The sequence below is a fragment of the Pseudomonas veronii genome, assembly GCF_001439695.1.
In the GTDB taxonomy this organism is placed as follows: Bacteria; Pseudomonadota; Gammaproteobacteria; order Pseudomonadales; family Pseudomonadaceae; genus Aquipseudomonas; species Aquipseudomonas veronii.
In genome coordinates this window covers 23,246-41,801 of sequence record NZ_JYLL01000020.1, presented here as the reverse complement: position 1 = coordinate 41,801, position 18,556 = coordinate 23,246, and the positions used below count along the sequence as shown (strand labels likewise).

11 protein-coding genes and 5 pseudogenes are annotated in these 18,556 nt (G+C 60.2%); 11 read left to right on the top strand and 5 right to left on the bottom strand.

The annotated features are described in order from the left end of the window. Position 1 precedes the first annotated feature (1 nt). The 4 genes and pseudogenes from TU80_RS21325 to TU80_RS21310 all read left to right on the top strand — a co-directional run bounded on the left by TU80_RS21325 (position 2) and on the right by TU80_RS21310 (position 5,639). Positions 2 to 1,156: an iron-containing alcohol dehydrogenase gene (locus TU80_RS21325; RefSeq protein WP_057005329.1), complete on the top strand. Its 1,155-nt coding sequence runs from the start codon at positions 2 to 4 to the stop codon at positions 1,154 to 1,156. A gap of 17 nt (positions 1,157 to 1,173) precedes the next feature. Beyond that, a complete protein-coding gene (locus tag TU80_RS21320) occupies positions 1,174 to 2,328 on the top strand; it encodes an iron-containing alcohol dehydrogenase (protein WP_057005328.1) in 1,155 nt (384 codons plus the stop codon). Between the two features lie 182 nt (positions 2,329 to 2,510). Next, positions 2,511 to 3,756: pseudogene (locus tag TU80_RS21315) on the top strand (OprD family porin). Between the two features lie 464 nt (positions 3,757 to 4,220). Beyond that, on the top strand, positions 4,221 to 5,639 hold the full coding sequence (locus TU80_RS21310; RefSeq protein ID WP_057005327.1) for an IS1182 family transposase: 1,419 nt from the start codon (positions 4,221 to 4,223) through the stop codon (positions 5,637 to 5,639). Between the two features lie 116 nt (positions 5,640 to 5,755). Here TU80_RS21310 and prpR read toward each other — a convergent pair whose 3' ends face one another. Then, on the bottom strand, positions 5,756 to 7,711 hold the full coding sequence (gene prpR / locus TU80_RS21305) for a propionate catabolism operon regulatory protein PrpR (RefSeq protein ID WP_057005326.1): 1,956 nt from the start codon (positions 7,709 to 7,711) through the stop codon (positions 5,756 to 5,758). A 244-nt stretch (positions 7,712 to 7,955) separates the two neighbouring features. On the opposite strand from prpR, the gene TU80_RS21300 reads away from it, so the two are divergent. From TU80_RS21300 to TU80_RS21270, 7 genes are all read left to right on the top strand, one after another. Then, positions 7,956 to 9,014, top strand: coding sequence for a phosphotransferase family protein (locus TU80_RS21300; protein ID WP_057005325.1), 1,059 nt, complete (start codon positions 7,956 to 7,958; stop codon positions 9,012 to 9,014). Beyond that, entirely contained in the window at positions 9,011 to 9,367 is a 357-nt protein-coding gene (locus tag TU80_RS21295) for a DUF6285 domain-containing protein (RefSeq protein ID WP_057005324.1), read from the top strand. The genes TU80_RS21300 and TU80_RS21295 overlap by 4 nt, the downstream gene beginning before the upstream one ends. A gap of 52 nt (positions 9,368 to 9,419) precedes the next feature. Next, a complete protein-coding gene (locus TU80_RS21290; protein WP_057005323.1) occupies positions 9,420 to 10,592 on the top strand; it encodes an acyl-CoA dehydrogenase family protein in 1,173 nt (390 codons plus the stop codon). Then, a complete protein-coding gene (locus TU80_RS21285; protein WP_057005322.1) occupies positions 10,592 to 11,359 on the top strand; it encodes an SDR family NAD(P)-dependent oxidoreductase in 768 nt (255 codons plus the stop codon). The genes TU80_RS21290 and TU80_RS21285 overlap by 1 nt, the downstream gene beginning before the upstream one ends. 144 nt (positions 11,360 to 11,503) lie before the next feature. Then, positions 11,504 to 13,162, top strand: a complete 1,659-nt coding sequence (locus TU80_RS21280) for an acyl-CoA synthetase (protein ID WP_057005321.1) — start codon at positions 11,504 to 11,506, stop codon at positions 13,160 to 13,162. Between the two features lie 59 nt (positions 13,163 to 13,221). Beyond that, the gene (locus tag TU80_RS21275; RefSeq protein WP_057005320.1) at positions 13,222 to 13,551 is read left to right on the top strand and encodes a DUF485 domain-containing protein; all 330 of its coding nucleotides are present in this window, start codon (positions 13,222 to 13,224) and stop codon (positions 13,549 to 13,551) included. Continuing rightward, positions 13,548 to 15,212: a cation acetate symporter gene (locus TU80_RS21270; protein WP_057005319.1), complete on the top strand. Its 1,665-nt coding sequence runs from the start codon at positions 13,548 to 13,550 to the stop codon at positions 15,210 to 15,212. The genes TU80_RS21275 and TU80_RS21270 overlap by 4 nt, the downstream gene beginning before the upstream one ends. 70 nt (positions 15,213 to 15,282) lie before the next feature. Here the strand turns inward: TU80_RS21270 and TU80_RS31910 are convergent. The 4 pseudogenes from TU80_RS31910 to TU80_RS21255 form a co-directional block, all read right to left on the bottom strand. Then, positions 15,283 to 15,822 (bottom strand): annotated as a pseudogene (locus tag TU80_RS31910) (transposase domain-containing protein); the annotation flags it as partial. A gap of 207 nt (positions 15,823 to 16,029) precedes the next feature. Continuing rightward, positions 16,030 to 16,749: pseudogene (locus TU80_RS21260) on the bottom strand (HNH endonuclease); the annotation flags it as partial. A 90-nt stretch (positions 16,750 to 16,839) separates the two neighbouring features. After that, positions 16,840 to 17,097: pseudogene (locus TU80_RS34130) on the bottom strand (recombinase family protein); the annotation flags it as partial. Positions 17,098 to 17,533: 436 nt separating this feature from the next. Then, positions 17,534 to 18,265, bottom strand: a pseudogene (locus TU80_RS21255) (reverse transcriptase N-terminal domain-containing protein); the annotation flags it as partial. Between the last annotated feature and the right edge of the window lie 291 nt (positions 18,266 to 18,556).

Here is an 18,556-nt window from a genome sequence, read left to right as displayed (position 1 = left end):
AATGTCGACGTTTAACTTTGAAACCACGCCTCGGGTGATTTGCGAGATCGATGGCGCATTACGCCTGGGCACCTTGTGCCGCGAGCTGAAGGCCGAGCGGGTATTGCTGGTCAGCGATCCGGGGCTGTTGCGCGCCGGTTTGCTGGATGCACCCTTGCGGGCCCTACGCGAAGCCGGGGTCGAAGCGACGCTGTACAGCGATGTGCAGGCCGATCCGCCGTCGGAATCGGTGCAGGACGCGGTGGATGCCGCGCGTAACTGCCGTGCCCAAGCAGTGATCGGCCTGGGTGGCGGCAGCTCCCTGGACACCGCGAAGTTGGTGGCCTTGCTCTGTGGCCGCGAACAGGCGCTGGAGTCGATCTACGGTATCAACCTGGCCCAAGGCCCGCGCTTGCCATTGATCCAGGTGCCGACCACGGCGGGTACGGGCTCGGAAGTGACGGCGGTGGCGATTGTCACCACCCCCAGTCATGAGAAGAAGGGCGTGGTCAGCCCATTGTTGTATCCGGATATCGCGCTGCTGGATGCCCGCCTGACCGTTGGCTTGCCTGCTGCCGTCAGCGCCATGACCGGTGTCGATGCCATGGTCCATGCCATCGAGGCGTACACCAGCGTGCACAAGAAGAATGTGCTGTCCGATGGCCTGGCAGTGCAGGCGTTGCGCCTGCTGGCGGGCAATCTGGATCGGGTCCTGGCCGAGCCGGGTGATTTGCAGGCCCGTTCCGACATGCTCCTGGGCTCGATGCTCGCGGGCATGGCCTTTGCCAACTCGCCGGTGGCGGCGGTGCATGCGCTGGCGTATCCGTTGGGCGGCCACTTCCATGTACCCCACGGTTTGAGCAACGCCCTGGTGCTGGTGCCGGTGCTGAACTTCAATCGTCCCGCAGCCTCGGCGTTGTACGCGCAACTGGCGGCGGCGGTGCTGCCGGGGCAGCGCTTTGCCAGCGAGGCACTGGCCTGCGATGCCTTCATTGAGTTCATGACCCGGTTGGTGGAACGCATGCCATTTGCCCAGCGGCTGCGGGACGTGGGCGTGACTGCCGACGACCTGGATCGCCTGACTGATGACGCGATGAAGGTCGAGCGCCTGCTCATCAATAACCCGCGTCCGGTAACCCGCGACGATGCCCGCGCCATTTATGCCTCGGTGCTGTAAACAGAGAGGATTGACCGATGAATTATGAATTCAGAAGCGTGCCGCGCATTGTCTGCGAAGCGGGCGCGTTGCACAGCGTGGGCACGGAACTCAAGGGCCTCGGTGCACAACGGGTGATGCTGGTGTGCGATCCGGGCATCGTCAGCCTCGGCTTTGCAGGCAAGGCCCAGGCGGCGCTGGAAGCGGCTGGCTGCGCGGTCACTGTGTTCGACCAAGTGGTTCCCGATCCGTCGTCCGCCGTGGTCAAGGAGGCCGCCGAGCAGGCACGTCAATTCAAGGCCGATGGCGTGCTGGGCCTCGGTGGCGGCAGTTCCCTGGACGCCGCCAAACTGGTGGCTTTACTGATTAACAGCGAACAGCCCCTGGAAGATCTGTATGGCACCGACAAAGCCCAGGGGCAGCGGGTGCCGCTGGTGTTGGTGCCGACCACGGCAGGCACCGGCTCGGAAGTGACCTGGGTCTCCGTCATCACTGACGAGCAACAGCGCAAGCAAGCGGTGTATTCGCCGCAACTGATGCCGGACGTGGCGGTGCTCGACCCGCTGCTGACACTCGGTCTGCCGGCCAAGGTCACCGCTGCCACCGGCCTGGACGCCATGGTTCATGCCATCGAGGCCTACACCAGTCGCACCCGCAAGAACCCTATTGCCGATGGCCTGGCCACCGCAGCCCTGGGGTTGCTGGGCGCCAACCTGCGCAAAGTGCTGGCCAACGGTCAGGACGTAGCGGCGCGTACGGCGATGCTGCAAGGCTCGCTGATGGCGGGCATGGCTTTCGTCAACGCCTCGGTGGCGGCGATCCATGGGTTGGCCTATCCGCTGGGGGCGCGTTTTCACATTCCCCACGGCCACGCCAATGCCCTGGTGATGGCGCCGGTGCTGCGCTTCAACCTGAGCGCGGCGCAAAGCCAATACGCGGAGCTGGCGGCGTACCTGTTGCCTGATCGCCATTTCGAGCACGAGGCCGATGCCGCGCAAGCGTTTGTCCAGGCCATTGAAACGCTGGTGGCCGCCAGCGGCCTGGAAACCCGCCTGTCGAAACTCGAGGTAGACGAACCCGCCCTCGCCGAGATGGCCAACGCGGTGGTGCTGAACCTGCGTCGCCTGATCGACAGCAATCCCAAGGACATGACCGAGCAGGACGTAGAAGCCCTCTACCGCAGCATCTTCTAACCGACTGACGCGCATCGCCTGCTAACAGGCGGTGTACTGAAGGGGTACGCACCCTAATTTGAGGGGCCGTATCAGCTTGCCCTCCCTTTTTTCACCTCGTCTGTCAACGCAGAGGGGAGGGTTTTGTGCGCTTTTTAACCATGAGAATAAAAATAATGAACTGCAGCAGTAAAACTATCCGCATGCTTACACCTGTCGTGAGCACCCATGCTCTCGGACTGGCGCTGGCCGTGTTTGCCTTTCCGGCCCTGGCCGAGGGTTTCTTCGAGGACGCCAAGGCGAGCCTGACGGCGCGCAACTTCTACATCAATCGCAACTTCACCAATCCGGCTTATCCGCAGAGCAAGGCTGAGGAGTGGACCCAGAGCTTTATCCTGGACGCCAAGTCCGGCTTTACCCAGGGGACGGTGGGTTTCGGTGTCGACGTGCTGGGGCTGTATGCGCTCAAGCTCGATGGTGGTCGCGGCACCGACCAACACCCAATTGTTACCGGTGCATGAGGATGGCCGTCCTGCCGATGATTTTGGGCGATTGGGCGTGGCGTTGAAGGCTCGGCTGTCAAAAACTGAACTGAAGGTCGGCGAATGGATGCCGGTACTGCCGATCCTACGTTCCGATGACGGCCGCGCCCTGCCGCAAACCTTCCGGGGAGGCCAGGTTACCTCCCAGGAAATCGACGGCTTGACCCTGTATGGCGGGCAGTTCCGGGGTAACAGCCCGCGCAACGACGCAAGCATGGACGACATGTCGATGACCGGTGTCGGCGGCGTTACCTCCGACCGCTTCAACTTTGCCGGTGGCGAGTACAGCTTCAACGGCAAGCAAACCATGATTGGCCTGTGGAATGCCGAGCTCAAGGACATCTACAACCAGCAATTCATCAACCTGGTGCACAGCCAAGCGGTGGGTAGCTGGGTGCTGGGCGCCAATCTTGGCTACTTCATCGGCAAGGAGAGCGGCAGCAAACGGGCAGGGGAGCTGGACAACAAAACCGCCTCCGCCATGCTCTCGGCCAAGTACGGCAGCAGCACCTTTTACCTGGGGTTGCAGAAAGTCAGCGGCGACAACGCCTGGATGCGCGTCAATGGCACCAGCGGCGGCACCCTGGCCAACGACAGCTACAACTCAAGTTACGACAACGCCAAGGAGCGGTCCTGGCAGTTGCGTCACGACTTCAACTTCGCCGGTGTCGGCATTCCTGGCCTGACCCTGATGAACCGCTACATCAGCGGTGAAGACGTGCACACCGCGACTGTGAGCGACGGCAAGGAGTGGGGCAGGGAAAGTGAGTTGGCCTATGTGATCCAGAGTGGCAGCCTGAAAAACCTGTCGCTGAAATGGCGCAACAGCACATTGCGTCGCGATTACAGCAGCCTGGAGTTCGATGAGAACCGTCTGATTATCAGCTACGCCTTCTCGGCGCTATAAGCGCGGTTAGACGCTCTTTTGTTTGGATCAGCAACAGCGTTGCCTCAACTGACCTGGCCTGCGCTTGCCACCAGATCCTGTTGCGTATTCCACGCGGTGAGCGCGGCGATCCGCAAACCTTTCACCAGCGCTTCCAGTGCCATCGAAGGTTGCCCAGGGTCTACGCGGGCTGGGCAAGTAGGGCACATGAATAAAGCCCTAATGCTGGTTGGCGACAATGGAATGCAGGTCGGCGCGGATCAGTGCAGGTTCATTCGCAATTAATGCTGGTTTGCAGGACCGGACAGTCGCAGTTAATCCTGGTCGAAAAGCGCCTTGATTGCAGGTCGGGGCGTTTTCAAATGCAGGTCGTTATAGATAGCGACATCAAAAAAAGCACCTTAGCAGACTGTGTGAAAACCTAGCAATCTGCGCAGCGCTCAAAGAAAATGCTCCGTATCGAAAGATACGGAGCATTTTTCGTTATGGCCTACATCCAAGGAGAGTCCCGCAGCCAGACCAGTCTATTCCCGGTCTCGCTGGAAGAGTTGATCCCTGAGGATCACCTCGTCCGGGTTATTGACCTGTACGTCGCCAAGCTGGATCTGGTGCAACTGGGTTTTGATAAAGCGCTTCCCAAAAGCACCGGTCGCCCCTCTTATGACCCTGCCGATCAGCTAAAACTCTACCTCTACGGCTATTTTCAGCGGATCCGCTCATCGCGGCGGCTCGAAGCCGAATGCCAGCGCAACATCGAAGTGATGTGGCTGATCAACCGACTCAAACCCGACTTCAAGACCATCGCTGACTTTCGTAAAAACAACAAACTCGCCTTTGTGGCGACGTGTCGCGCCTTCGTTCGGTTTTGCCGCATGGCAGGCCTGATCGCAGGTGACTTGGTGGCCATCGATGGCAGTAAGTTTCAGGCGGTCGCTTCCTCGCGGCGCCACATGAACCTCAAGCAACTCAAGCGTCAGGAAGAGAAACTGGACAAGCGCATAGCCCAGTATCTGGCGGAACTGGATGAGGCCGACAAGGCCGAGGCGGGAGAGGTGATTGATCGCGGCGCGATCAAAACAGCACTGGCGCAGCTTGAAGTTCGGCAGCAGGACAATCAGAGCTGCCAGGCGCTGATGAATTCGATGGGCCTGGAGCAGTTCAACACCCATGAAAGCGATGCCCGCATGATGCGCACGCCCAAGGGGCCGCGTGTGTCCTACAACGTGCAGAGCGCCGTGGATGCCGCACATTGCCTGATTCTGCATCATGAAGTGACCCAGGACGGCGACGACCGAAAACAACTGGAGCCAATGGCAAAGGCCGCCAAAGAATACCTGGAACAAGATGCCTTGAGCGTGACGGCCGATGCCGGCTATTCAAACGGCCAGCAGTTTCAGGCCTACGAGGAGGCTGCAATTACGGTTTATGTGCCACCTAATCGCTCAGTCAACCCAGGCGGCGAGGAACTCTTTGAGCGCAAAGACTTTACCTACGAAGCCGAACACGATCGTTATCAATGCCCGGCGGGCAAGTGGTTGACGCTCAAGCAGCGCAACAAGGGTGATCGGATCTATCAGGCAGATGTCAGCGGCTGCGCTGCCTGCCCGCTCAAATCCCGATGCACTGGCGCTCAACGCCGCTACATCTCACGTCATGCCCATGAGGAAGCATTTGAGCGAATGGAGCAACGAATGCTGGCCCATCCGCAGATGATGGCCAGCCGAAGATCCATCGTTGAACACCCCTTCGGCAACCTGAAGCAATGGGTGTTTGGCAACGCTCGCTTCCTGTTGCGCCAACTGGATGGAGCGAGAGCGGAAATGGCCCTGGCAGTGAACGCCTACAACCTAAAACGCGCAATTAGCGTGCTCGGAGCCCGCCAGTTGATGGCGCTAATGGGCTAAAGGCCTTTTTTCGTCTGTCGTTCGCACAAAAACAAACGCCCCGAACAAGTCGGGGCGTTTGTTGGGCTGGCCTTCAGTGTGTTTTCACACAGTCTGTTAGGGTGCTTTTTTTGTTTTCAACTGCGCTCGTTGCGCAACCTTCTCCAGAGTGTCGTGCGGCTGATGCCTAGACGGCGGGCTGCCTCATCCAGGTTGCCCTGGCAGTCGTCCAGCGTCTGGCGCACATGGTTCAATTGCACCGTCTTGCTTAGCGTACGCAGGTTCTGCGTCGGTGCCGGCGGCATGGCCGATGGGTCTTTTCGCTGCTCGAAGAGCTCGGGAAGCAGGCGCGCCAGGCGTTGTTCGTCGATCTCGCCGTGTTGCGTCAGTTCCTTGGCCGAGAGCACTGCGCGTTCGACGATGTTCTCCAGTTCGCGCACGTTGCCCGGCCAGGCGTAAGCCATCAGGTACGGCAACAACGCCGGGGGCAGCGCACCCGCACCTCGCGGTTGGCCGCTGACCAGCAGGCTCTGGACGATGCCGCGGGCTATCAGCGCGATGTCCTCAGGGCGCTCGCGCAACGGCAGGGTTTGCAGGCGCAGGATGTTCAGCCGGTAATACAAGTCGGTGCGAAAGCGTCCGGCCTCAATCGCTCCACGCAAGTCCTGATGGGTGGCCGCGATGACCCGCACGTCGATGGATATCGGCTCGGTGCCGCCCAGGCGCAACACTTCGCGTTCCTGCAACACGCGAAGCAGACGAGTCTGCAGCGACACTGGCATGTCGCCGATCTCGTCGAGGAACAGCGTCCCGCGATGCGCTACCTCGAACAGACCGGGTTTGCCACCTTTGCGCGAGCCGCTGAACGCACCTTCCTCGTAGCCGAACAGCTCGCTCTCCAGCAGCGACTCCGGAAACGCCGCGCAGTTGATCGCCACGAAAGGCCCATGCGGGCGATGGCTGGTGTTGTGGATGCCCTGGGCCAGCAGCTCCTTGCCAGTGCCGCTCTCGCCGGTGATGAGGATGGTCGAGTTGGTCAGCGCATAGCGTTCGGCCAAGTGCAGCAGTTCACGGTTGGCCAGGCTGTTGCCGCTGATCTGCTCCAGTCGGTATTTGGCGGCGAACGCTCCCGGGCGGCGGGAGGAGCGAATGCGCTGGTCGGCGCGCTGTACTGCTGTGGTGTCCTGACAGACCAACACCATGCCGGTGCGCTGTCCGTTTTCCAGGATCGGCAGCAAGTTGCTGACCACTTGATGTGTGCCGAGGCGCATGACCTGGTTTTCTTCACCGATGCCATCGCGTAGCGCTTGCTCCAGGTCCAGCGCCGGACACAGTTCTTGCAAGGGCCGACCGAGCGCGGCGCTCACTGGCAGGTCCAGCAGCAACGCCAGTGCCGGGTTGAGCGATTGCACGATACCTTGGTTGTCCACCGCAGCCACACCGGCCGGAATGTGCTGCAAAACACCATTCAAATGTTGGCGCTTGGCGATTTCGATGCGTTGGCTGTGCAGGATGCCGAGCGCTTCCTCCAGGGCTTTGCGGACGGTCTCGGCGCTCAGCGATAGTACGCCATGCAGACCGGCCTGCTCCGCGATTTCGAGCACAGTGGACGAACCGATGATGCTGCGGCAACCGAGGCTGGCCATCTTTTCCACCGCCTGCCGCGCCTCCTCAAGGGTGGTGTAGGCCGCTTGATGGATCTGTACGGTGAACAGCGCGGCCATTGCTTGTAGTTCCACGTTGGTGCGGTTGTAGCTCAGGAGTGCCACCTGGGAGGAGTGCGAACGTGCCTGCTCCAGTGCGTGCAGCAGGTCAGCGCCGCTGATACGCATCGACAGTACCGGGCGGGTCAGATGCTTGCGCAGGTAGGCAGCGGTTGCGCCTGCGCACACGAACACGTCGACTTCACCGCGCCGCTCCAGCTCGCAAGCGACCTGAAGCGCTTCGTCCACCGAAGTGTCGAGCACCTTGATGTTGGTCTCATCGGCGTAGTCACCCATCAACCCCTCAACCACTTGCGCCAGTCGGCTCTGCTGATTGGGACGTTGCAGGTGGCTGATCAGCACGACGATTTGCGCACGGGGCAGTGACATGCACAACTCCTCATTTCAAATATGAAATTATTTTTCATAGTTGAACAGATTTGTCTCGATAGTGAAACGGATATTCAGCGTGGTGATGCACCCTGCATTTCAAGTGAGCTGCTGCAGCCCAGGCATGGCGGGGCTTTGCGCTTGATTGACGAAGGCCTGTTAGGATTTGGCCCGGCAGTTGCTATAGCTAACACGCCATAAGCAACTCCCGATAAAAAATCCAAAAGTCAGGGCGAATTGATTGATGAGCAGTCTCAACGCAGCATCTCAAGCAGCTGGCGTGCGCAGCGACGTGGCGAATGACGAAGGCCTGCTGGCTTTCATCCGAGAGCAGGCCGAGGCGCATCGGGTGGTCATCCTGCAGCGCAAGCAGCTTTCAGGCGGTGCGATCCAGGAAAACTGGTTGCTCGAATTGCAGGTCGACGGTGGCCCCTGGGCCGGCGTGCAACGCTGGGTACTGCGCAGCGATGCAGTCTCCGCGCTACCGGCCAGTCTCAGCCGTGCCGAAGAGTTCGCGGTGCTGAGTCGGGTCCATCGGGCCGGCGTGAAAGTGCCTCGGCCGCTGTGGTTGTGTCGCGACACTGCAGTGATTGGACGCGCATTCTTTCTGATGGAAATGGTTTCCGGGATCGCAGCCGGCCATTTGCTCACTGGCCGATGCGCTAGCGGAGGCAATCCGCAACTGGCCGCTGAGCTGGGGGCCAACCTGGCGCGGCTGCATCAACTACGCCCGCCAAGTGCAGAACTGGAATTTCTGCCGGTACCGAGCACGCCGCCGGCACTCGCCGCCATCGCTGCCTACCGCGCGTTCCTCGACCAGCACGCGTTTGCCCATCCAGTGCTGGAGTGGGGCCTGCGCTGGTGCGAACTGAATGCGCCGAGTGACAGTGTGGTGTGCTTGCTGCACCGCGACTACCGCACCGGTAACTACCTGGCGAGCGAAGAAGGCTTGCAGGCGGTACTCGACTGGGAATTCACCGGCTGGGGCGATCCGCGGGAAGACATCGGCTGGTTCAGCGCACGTTGCTGGCGATTCGCCCGACCGGACCTAGAAGCGGGGGGCATCGGCCCGCTGGAGGACTTTCTACGCGGCTACCGCGAGGTGTCCACGCTGCACATCGACCGTGAACAACTGAATTACTGGCAAGTGATGGCGACCTTGCGCTGGGCGGTGATCGCCCTGCAACAAGCGCAACGCCACCTCTGCGGTGAAGAGCCGTCGCTTGAGTTAGCACTGACCGGGCGTTTGCTGCCCGAGTTGGAGCTGGAAATCCTGCGCCTGACCACCGGAGGTGCCCGATGAACCGCCCCGATGCCCGCGAGCTGCTGGAAATCGCTCGCCAGACCCTGCTACAGACGTTGCTCCCCGAACTGCCCGCCGATAAGCGCTACCTGACGTTGATGGTGGCCAACGCGATGGCCATCGCTGTCCGCGAGTATCACGCCGGCAGTCGCGCCGACGCCGAGGAGGGCGAGCACCTGCGTGCACTGCTGAATGATCCGCAGCTGTCGCTTGAGCTTGCGCGTCAGCACCTGGTCGCCGCGATCCGCGAAGGTCGTTTCGACGCTGGAGATGAACAAGCTCAGCTACTGCAGGTGCTGCAACAGACAACCCTCGCGCATTTGGCGATCAGCAATCCCAAGGCGCTGCCTTGAGTGCGCTTGCACTTTCCAAACACCGCACCGAGCCTAGAACACAAGGACAGCCATGAACTTCACTATCCCCGATGAATTGCTCGCCCTGCAGGAAAAGACCCGCCTGTTTATCGCCGAGCAGGTGATCCCGCTGGAAAATGACCCACGGCAGACCGCCCATGGCCCGAGCGAAGCCTTGCGCCAGGAGTTGATCGAGCGCGCCCGTGCGGCCGGACTGTTGACGCCCCATGCCAGCCGCGAGATGGGTGGCCAGGCGCTTAGCCATGCTGCCAAAGCCATCGTCTTCGAAGAAGCCGGTTACTCGCCGTTGGGACCGGTGGCGCTGAATATCCACGCGCCTGACGAGGGCAACATTCACCTGATGGATGTGGTCGCCACCGAGGCGCAAAAGGATCGCTGGCTGCGTCCGCTGGTACAGGGCCGCATACGCTCCTGCTTCGCCATGACAGAACCGGCGCCGGGCTCGGGTTCCGACCCTTCGATGCTGCGGACCACGGCCACCCGCGATGGCGACGACTACCTGATCAACGGCCGCAAATGGTTGATCACTGGGGCCGATGGTGCTGGTTTCGTGATCATCATGGCGCGTATGGAAGACGGCAGCGCGACGATGTTTCTGTCGGACATGAACCGCGACGGCATCATCCACGAGCGGCAGATGAACTCGTTGGACAGCTGCTTCACTGGTGGTCACAGCCAGTTGCGCTTCGACAACCTGCGCGTGCCGGCCAGTGATGTATTGGGTGAGATCGGCGCGGGCTTTCGCTATGCCCAGGTGCGCTTGGCGCCCGCCCGGCTAACCCATTGCATGCGCTGGCTTGGCGCCGCCCGACGCGCCCATGACATCGCCTGCGACTACGCCCGTACCCGTGATTCCTTTGGCAAGCCGCTGGGCGAGCATCAGGGCGTTGGCTTCATGCTGGCGGACAACATGATGGACCTGCACGTCGTGCGCCTGGCGGTCTGGCATTGCGCCTGGGTGCTTGATCAAGGGCAGCGCGCCAATGTCGATTCGAGCATGGCCAAAGTGATCAGCTCCGAAGCGTTGTGGCGGGTGGTTGATCGTTGCGTGCAGGTGCTTGGTGGCCGAGGGGTAACCGATGAGACCGTGGTCGAACGGATCTTCCGCGACATTCGACCGTTTCGCATCTATGACGGCCCGAGCGAAGTGCACCGCATGAGCCTGGCGAAAAAACTTCTCGACCGCCGCGTAGGAGCGCACTGATGCAGCCTTCTATTGCCCATCTTTTCAGCCTCGACGGCCGGCGCGCCCTGGTTACTGGCGCATCCAGCGGGCTCGGTCGGCATTTTGCCCTGACCTTGGCGGCGGCCGGCGCTGAAGTGGCCGTGGCGGCGCGGCGCAGCGAGCCGTTGCGCAGCCTGGTGGAGGAGATCGAAGCGGCTGGCGGCCATGCCAAGGCATTCACCCTCGACGTGACCCACCGCGACGACGTCTGTCGCTGCCTTGATGAAATCGGCCCGCTGGACATTCTGGTCAACAACGCCGGCGTCAGCGACAGCCAAAACCTGCTGGCCTACGACGATGAGGGCTGGGATCGGATTCTCGATACCAACCTCAAAGGTGCCTGGATAGTCGCCCAGGAAACGGCGCGGCAAATGGTGCAAGGCGGGCGGGGCGGCAGCCTGATCAATGTCACGTCCATTCTCGCCAGCCGCGTGGCCGGTGCGGTAAGCCCGTACGTTGCAGCAAAGGCCGGACTGGCTCAGTTGACCCGCGCCATGGCGCTGGAACTGGCGCGCCACGGCATCCGGGTCAATTCCCTGGCTCCCGGCTACGTAATGACCGAGCTGAATGAAGAATTCCTTTGCAGTGAAGCCGGAGAAAAGCTGCGTGCGCGCATTCCGAGCCGTCGTTTCAATCTGCCGGCTGACTTGGATGGAGCCTTGTTGCTACTGGCTTCGGATGCCGGCAAGGCGATGAGCGGGGCAGAAATCGTGGTTGATGGAGGACATCTCTGCAGCAGCTTGTAAGCCGTATGCCGTATGCCGCATGCGTGTCGCTTCGCCAGAAGAACAACAGACCGATAACGGTCAGGAGGATTGTATGTATTCACATCACAGTGCCGTACCCGCCCATCGTTTCGACAGCGCCCGAGTGGCAACGGGGGAGTGGTCATGATGCCTTCGATGTTCGACGCCGAGTTGGCGCCCAACGACGCCAACTATGTGCCGCTGTCGCCGGTCTCGTTCCTCAAGCGCGCCGCGCACATTTATCCAGAGCGGGACGCGGTGATTCACGGCGCGCGTCGCTACACCTACCGGCAGTTGCATCAACGCAGCTGTAGCCTGGCCAGCGCACTGGAGCGGGTAGGGGTTCGCCCCGGTGACCGCGTTGCGGTACTCGCACCGAACGTGCCGGAACTGCTGGAGGCGCACTACGGTGTGCCTGGCGCAGGCGCGGTACTGGTCAGTATCAATACGCGCCTGGAAGCGCAGAGTATCGCCTTCATCCTTCGCCATTCCGCTACCAAGCTGCTGATCTGTGACCGCGAATTCGGGGCCACTGCGCGCGAGGCGCTGGCACTGCTGGAAACGCGACCGCTGGTGGTCGATATCGACGATACACAGTCCAGTGGCGGTGAACTGATCGGCGAACTGGACTACGAGGCGTTCCTCGCCCAGGGAGATTGCAAGCGGCCGCTTTCGCTGCCGGAAAACGAATGGCAGTCAATTGCCCTCAACTACACCTCAGGCACCACCGGTGATCCCAAGGGGGTGCTGCTGCATCACCGTGGGGCTTACCTCAACGCCTGCGCCGGTGCGCTGATCTTCCAGCTCGGGCCGCGCAGCGTGTACCTGTGGACGCTGCCGATGTTCCATTGCAACGGCTGGAGCCATACCTGGGCGGTCACGCTCTCTGGCGGCACCCATGTCTGCCTGCGCAAGGTGCAGACCGCGCCGATCTATGCGGCCATCGCCGAGCATGGTGTCACCCATATGAGTGTGGCGCCGGTGGTGATGTCGATGCTGATCCATGCCGAGGAGCAGTTCGAGCGGCGCACCGGTCAGCCTGTAGCGGTGATCACAGGGGGCGCGGCGCCGCCCAGCGTGGTGATAGCCGCCATGGAAGCGCGAGGCTTCAGCATCACCCACGCCTACGGTATGACCGAAAGCTACGGGCCGAGCACCCTCTGCTTGTGGCAGCCGGGCCTTGACGAAATGCCACTGGAGGCCCGCGCCCAGTTCATGAGCCGCCAAGGTGTAGCCCACCCGATGCTTGAAGACGCCACGGTACTTGATGTCGATAGCGGCCAGCCGGTACCCGCCGATGGAGTCACCCTCGGCGAGCTGGCGGTACGCGGCAATACGGTGATGAAGGGCTACCTGAACAACCCCGCAGCGACTCGCGCAGCGTTCGCCGATGGCTGGCTGCACACCGGTGACCTGGCAGTGCAGCACCCGGATGGCTACATAGAAATCAAGGACCGCTCCAAGGACATCATCATCTCCGGCGGCGAGAACATCAGCTCACTGGAGATCGAGGAAGTGCTCTATCAACACCCCAGTGTGATCGAGGCCGCCGTGGTAGCACGCCCCGATTCCCATTGGGGGGAAACACCCCACGCATTCGTCACTTTGCGCGCGGATGCCGTGGCGACCGTCTGTGGCGACGACCTGATTCTTTGGTGTCGCGAGCGCCTGGCGCATTTCAAGGCGCCGCGGCATGTGTCCCTGGTGGAACTGCCGAAAACCGCGACCGGCAAGATCCAGAAGTTCGTGCTGCGTGAATGGGCCAAGGCGCCACAGGAGGTACCCAGCACAATCGAACACTAAATCAAGCCGCCGCACACCTTATTCCAATAACAACAAGTGCTTTCGTCAGAGGTGATCCCATGCCCAGTTCCAGTCCCTTGTATGCACGCATTCGTGGCAACACCCAATTCGTAGATCTGGTGGCTCGACGTAACCGGCTCACGCTGAGCCTTCTCGTGGTGATCGTGGCGGTGTTCTACGCCTATATGGGGCTGGTGTCGTTCTGGCCCGAGTTGATCGCCCGCCGCCTGGCCGAGAGCTCGAACCTGACGTTCGGGGTAGCCGCTGGGGTAGCGTTGTTCGTGTTCTTCTGCGCGTTGTCTGGCTTCTATGTGTATCGCGCCAATGGTGAATTCGACCGGATGACCCGCGAGCTGATCGCCCAGGTCGAGCAGGAGGAGGCACGATGAAAGCATTTACTTTGCTCGCCCTGGGCGCAGCGTTCTGCTCCACCTCGTTACTGGCCGCGCCGACTATGGACGCGACGGTGCGGCAGCCGCTCAACCTGCATGCGATCGGCATGTTCATGGTGTTCGTTGTCTTCACCCTGGGCATCACCTGGTGGGCCGCGCGGCGCACACGTTCGACCGCCGATTTCTACAGCGCCGGTGGCGGCATCACGGGCTTTCAGAACGGTCTCGCGCTGGCCGGCGACTACATGTCGGCGTCGACGCTTTTGGGTATCACCGCGCTGATCTACACCTCGGGCATGGATGGCTATATCTACCTGATCGCGTTTTTCGCCGGCTGGCCGGTGCTGCTGTTGCTGATGACCGAACGACTGCGCAACCTCGGTCGTTTCACCTTCGCAGACATCACCTCGTACCGCCTCGATCAAGGCAAGGTGCGGACTATGGCAGCGATCGGTTCGTTGACCGTTGTGTGCTTCTACCTGGTGGCGCAGATGGTGGGGGCCGGGCAGTTGATCAAGCTGTTGTTCGGCCTCGATTACCATATCGCGCTGCTGATTGTCGGTGCACTGATGATGCTTTACGTGACCTTCGGCGGCATGGTTGCAACCACCTGGGTGCAGATCATCAAGGCCTTTCTGCTGATGGTCGGCGGTACCCTAGTGATGTTGCTGGCAATGAACGAGTTCAACTTCAGCTACGACACCCTGGTCAATCGGGCAATGAGCATTCACGGTCTGGGTGACCGCCTGTTGGCGCCCGGCAGCCTGCTCGCTGACCCACTGACTGCGCTTTCGCTGAGTTTGGGCCTGGTCTTCGGCACCGCCGGGCTGCCGCACATTCTGATGCGTTTCTTCACCGTCAGCGACGCCAAGGAAGCACGCAAGTCGGTGCTCTATGCCACCGGTTTCATCGCCTATTTCTTCAACGTGATCTTTCTGCTCGGCCTGGCCTCGATCGTCATCGTCAGCCAGGAACCGCAGTACTTCGAGGGCGGTCAGACTGGCGGCAAGCTGCTTGGCGGCGGCAATATGGTTGCCATGCACCTGGCCCAGGCCGTCGGTGGCAACATGCTGCTCGGTTTCCTCTCGGCGGTAACGTTCGCCACCATCCTCGCCGTGGTTTCCGGGCTTGCCCTGGCCGGTGCCTCGGCAATTGCTCACGACCTGTATGCGCGGGTTATAAAGAAGGGCACGGCCAGTGAGGCGCAAGAGCTGCGGGTGACCAAATATGCAACGCTGGGTCTGGGGTTCGTAGCGGTCGGCCTGGGTATCGTTTTCGAGAATACCAACGTGGCGTTCATGGTTGCGCTGGCCTTCGGCATCGCTGCTTCGGCGAACTTTCCGGTGCTGTTTCTCTCGATGTTCTGGCGCGGGCTGACGACGCGTGGCGCGCTGGCGGGAGGTTACCTGGGGCTGGTCAGTGCGATGGCGTTCGTGGTGCTGTCGAAGTTGGTCTGGGTCGACGTGTTTCACTTCAGCGAGCCGCTGTTCCCTTACACCCAGCCGGCGCTGTTCTCCATGCCGATAGCCTTCCTCGCCGCCTACGTGTTCTCGAAGCTCGACCACAGTGCGCGTGCTAAAACCGAGCGCGAGGCATTCGAGGACCAGTATGTGCGCGGGCAAACCGGAGTGGGGGCAAGCGGCGCATCGGCACATTGACAGGTAAACACGCACGGGGGCGCCGCAGCGCATGATCTCTGCGCGCCCCTGTGGGTGATGATCGCGGTCGGAGGTGAGCCAACAGGCCTGCGGTCGGGATGCCTTTGTCGATCACTTGCGTCGGCACCGGTGCCTGGATAAGCGTTTCACACTCGCGGCAGGCCCATTTTCCACGTACGTGTTGCTCGACCGTGAACACGCCCGGCGTGTAATCCAGCTTCTCGCTGACGTCTTCGCCGACGCGCTGAAGCTGGCAGCCGCACACGCACTGGGTGTTCTCTGGTTCGTGACGGATCACGGTTCGTGGAAACTGCGGCGGCAATGGCGCACGCTTGGGCTGCTGACCCGGTCCAGGCGGTGCGGCAGGCGGATTGACCGCCTTCAGCTCGGCTTCGATGGCCGCGATATCAGTATGCAGGAGGTCGTCGAGCAGGCTGCCCTGGTCAGGGCTCAGCTGTTCGCTGCGCTTGGCGAACTTGTGCCGTTTGAACAGTGCGATTTCGTGGGTGAGCTGTTCGTTGACCGTTTCGATTCGCTGGATCTTCTTGCCCATCGTATCGACCTGCGACAGCAACTGCGCAGCGAATGCACGCAGTTGATCGGGGGTCATTTGATCGAGATTGGACGAAGAAGTGTCGGGTAGCCACAGATCATTACTGATCCGCAGCCCCCTCAGAACCGTACGTGCGAGTTTCCCCGCATACGGCTCAAGCTTACGAAAGCCAGTGCATCACTGGCCGGTTACGCGGAAGGTGGTTTTTTGCAAACCGTTATACTGAAGTGGCTTGTTGAGTCCCAGTTCATGGCACTGCAAGTATCAGTCGAGATGAAGCAGTGCGCGGTTTTCTAACTTATCAGAGCCGCCATCCACCCGCCTGACAACATGGTGATCATGCCAGCCGGTATCCTTGCTGATGGCATGCCCGCATAAGGCACATATACCCTGTTGCCGCCTGAAAAGGCTATGTATCTGCCGTCGATAACGAAGCTTGTGCAGCATCCGCTGAACCCTTAATGCCTCCCATTTGAACTCCTGTTCTGCATCGTACGGTTGATACGCAAGCGGTAAACGCTTGTGACGAACGATTGCTGTGTCCGCCAGCATGTATAGTTGGCGAAACCTTACCATCCCGTCGGGCCCCTTTAATGGGTGCACAAATGCCCGATGAATTTCGGAGCAGTAATATCGTCGCTTAATCCAGCCAACAGACTTCCTCGGATGCCGTCGCTTTGCCCACCTAAAAATACGCCAGAATATTAGATTATCCAGCTTACTAAAGGTGGCTTTCGCCACAACCGGGGAATGGTTTTGTGCCCATCCTCGCAGTACAGGGTTAAGCCGTCCCATCAGTGCGTTTTGGGTAAGCGCTCCGCTATTTTTTATGATATCTCGCACTTTTCGGTAGAACGCTGATACATTTTTCTTCGAAGGCTTGATCATCAGCTTTGCTTTTCTTTTCGACGACTTCGGAACGTACTTCTTAAAATTCCACCCAAGAAAATCAAATCCTTGATGGATATGTACGATGTGCGTTTTATCCTGGGCAGTCGACAGCACATTGATGCTGCCGCGTTTGGCCCCATGAAGCTTGCCGCGACGATTGCGTTCCATAATTTTGGCCCGTTCGTACTCCGCGATCATGCCCTGCATCTGCAGCAGCAACGACTCCTCCGGCGTGACGCCAATGGCATGATTGAGGAACACAACCTGCACGCCACACGCCAATAGCTCTTCCATCAGCAATGCCTGATGAGCATATTTGCGCGACAGTCGATCTGGGGACAGGACATAGAGACGATCCACCAGGCCGAGGGCCGCCCGGTCTCTGAGCCGCTCCAACTGTGGACGAATCAGCGTCGCGCCGCTGACGCCGACAAAGCGCATGTCCTCAGCAACATGGGCACCATCGGCCACAGATCCGCTCTGTCAACGCGGCAATCTGGCTTTCAATCGTGCCGCGTTTAGCCTGTTGGTCAGAGGATACGCGGGCATAGAATGCCACCATCCCAGCCTGGCTCATTGCTCACCTCGCTTGGCAGTACGATGCTTTTTCACCGAGGGCTGGGATTGTGACAATTCTGAGGAAGCCCGCGTTTCTGTCGGCTTAAGCTGCTCGTAGACCCTCTCGAGCTGTTCACGAGAGAATCGATTTGGCTCAAAAGTCAGACGAATACGCCAGATACGCGGTTTTCGGCTCATGACTGAAGTCTCCCATCAGTGGGGGCGAGGCCCTCAATGACGAGAACAATCTCGACATCGGGGCATCCCGCATGCCTCGGGGCAAAACTCTCCCTGGCAATGCGCAGTCCCCATTTTATCCGAGAGTTTGCTCTGTTGTTGCCGGTGCTATGATGCCTCCCTGCGGGGTTCCGGCGTGGCTGGAGAACAGCTGATTCTGGTAGACATAACCGGCCTGGAGCCATTTCTGCAAAATCGCCTTATCCATGGGAATGTTGGCGATCAACCAGTCATGGCTGATATTGTCGAAACAGCTTTGAATGTCGCCCTCTAACACCCACTCCGCGTTTGCTTTTCGTGACAGCACACCAAAGCACTGTGCGGCGGCATCCGCAGTTGAACGTTCCGGCTTGAATCCATAAGAGTTCGGATCGGCGGTGGTTTCCGCTATCGGTTCCAGAGCCAGCAAATGGAGCGCCTGCATGGCCCGGCATTTCATCGCGGGAATTCCGAGAGGTCTCGTCTTGCCGTTTTTCTTAGGAATAAGCACTCTCCGAAGCGGAAGCGGCGAGTAGCCTCGCCGCCTCAATGACGCTATCGCACAGATCTTGGCCCCCGGTGTATTCCAAGTGACCTTGTCCACCCCGGGGGTATTTTTGCCTTTGTTTTCAGACACCCGTTTCACGGCCAATGCTTTGCCGCTAAACGAGTGAGTCAGCAGCCATTGCAGGGCTTTCGCCTTGTTATGCCCGCCATCTTGTACCGCCTTCACAATACGCGCTTGCAGCCCTCTTACTCGACGTTGAGCACCGGCCCAATTGATGCCGTCCCACGACGTGCCGGAAGGTGCACACGCCAATATTGCTGCGTTCATTTGCTCTCCTTCCGTTGAACCCCTCCACGAACGACTCGCCTCCAGGGGCGTGTGAAGGGTGAGTCATGGTTCTTGTTGGCCCTCTGTGGCAATCAATGGAAAAAACTTGGTATTGGACTTGCCAATGAGCCAGAACAAGTCCAAGATAGCGTCCATTCCTGAGATAGGAAGCAAGGAAAACCTTTTCTAATCAAAAGGTTAGAGGCTAGATTCTAGTCCCGTTTCCCGCTCCATTTTTAAGCAGTGTGGCCTTCGGGCGGCATTGAGTGAAACCAGGACCAAGTCTTCGGA

Bases quoted from the DNA above. Each gene is read 5' to 3' on its own strand.
- TU80_RS21310 (WP_057005327.1), top strand. From the start codon at position 4,221: ATGGCCTACATCCAAGGAGAGTCCCGCAGCCAGACCAGTCTATTCCCG.
- TU80_RS21285 (WP_057005322.1), top strand. From the start codon at position 10,592: ATGCAGCCTTCTATTGCCCATCTTTTCAGCCTCGACGGCCGGCGCGCC.
- TU80_RS21280 (WP_057005321.1), top strand. From the start codon at position 11,504: ATGATGCCTTCGATGTTCGACGCCGAGTTGGCGCCCAACGACGCCAAC.
- TU80_RS21275 (WP_057005320.1), top strand. From the start codon at position 13,222: ATGCCCAGTTCCAGTCCCTTGTATGCACGCATTCGTGGCAACACCCAA.
- TU80_RS21290 (WP_057005323.1), top strand. From the start codon at position 9,420: ATGAACTTCACTATCCCCGATGAATTGCTCGCCCTGCAGGAAAAGACC.
- TU80_RS21320 (WP_057005328.1), top strand. From the start codon at position 1,174: ATGAATTATGAATTCAGAAGCGTGCCGCGCATTGTCTGCGAAGCGGGC.
- prpR (WP_057005326.1), bottom strand. From the start codon at position 7,711: ATGTCACTGCCCCGTGCGCAAATCGTCGTGCTGATCAGCCACCTGCAA.
- TU80_RS21325 (WP_057005329.1), top strand. From the start codon at position 2: ATGTCGACGTTTAACTTTGAAACCACGCCTCGGGTGATTTGCGAGATC.
- TU80_RS21295 (WP_057005324.1), top strand. From the start codon at position 9,011: ATGAACCGCCCCGATGCCCGCGAGCTGCTGGAAATCGCTCGCCAGACC.
- TU80_RS21300 (WP_057005325.1), top strand. From the start codon at position 7,956: ATGAGCAGTCTCAACGCAGCATCTCAAGCAGCTGGCGTGCGCAGCGAC.
- TU80_RS21270 (WP_057005319.1), top strand. From the start codon at position 13,548: ATGAAAGCATTTACTTTGCTCGCCCTGGGCGCAGCGTTCTGCTCCACC.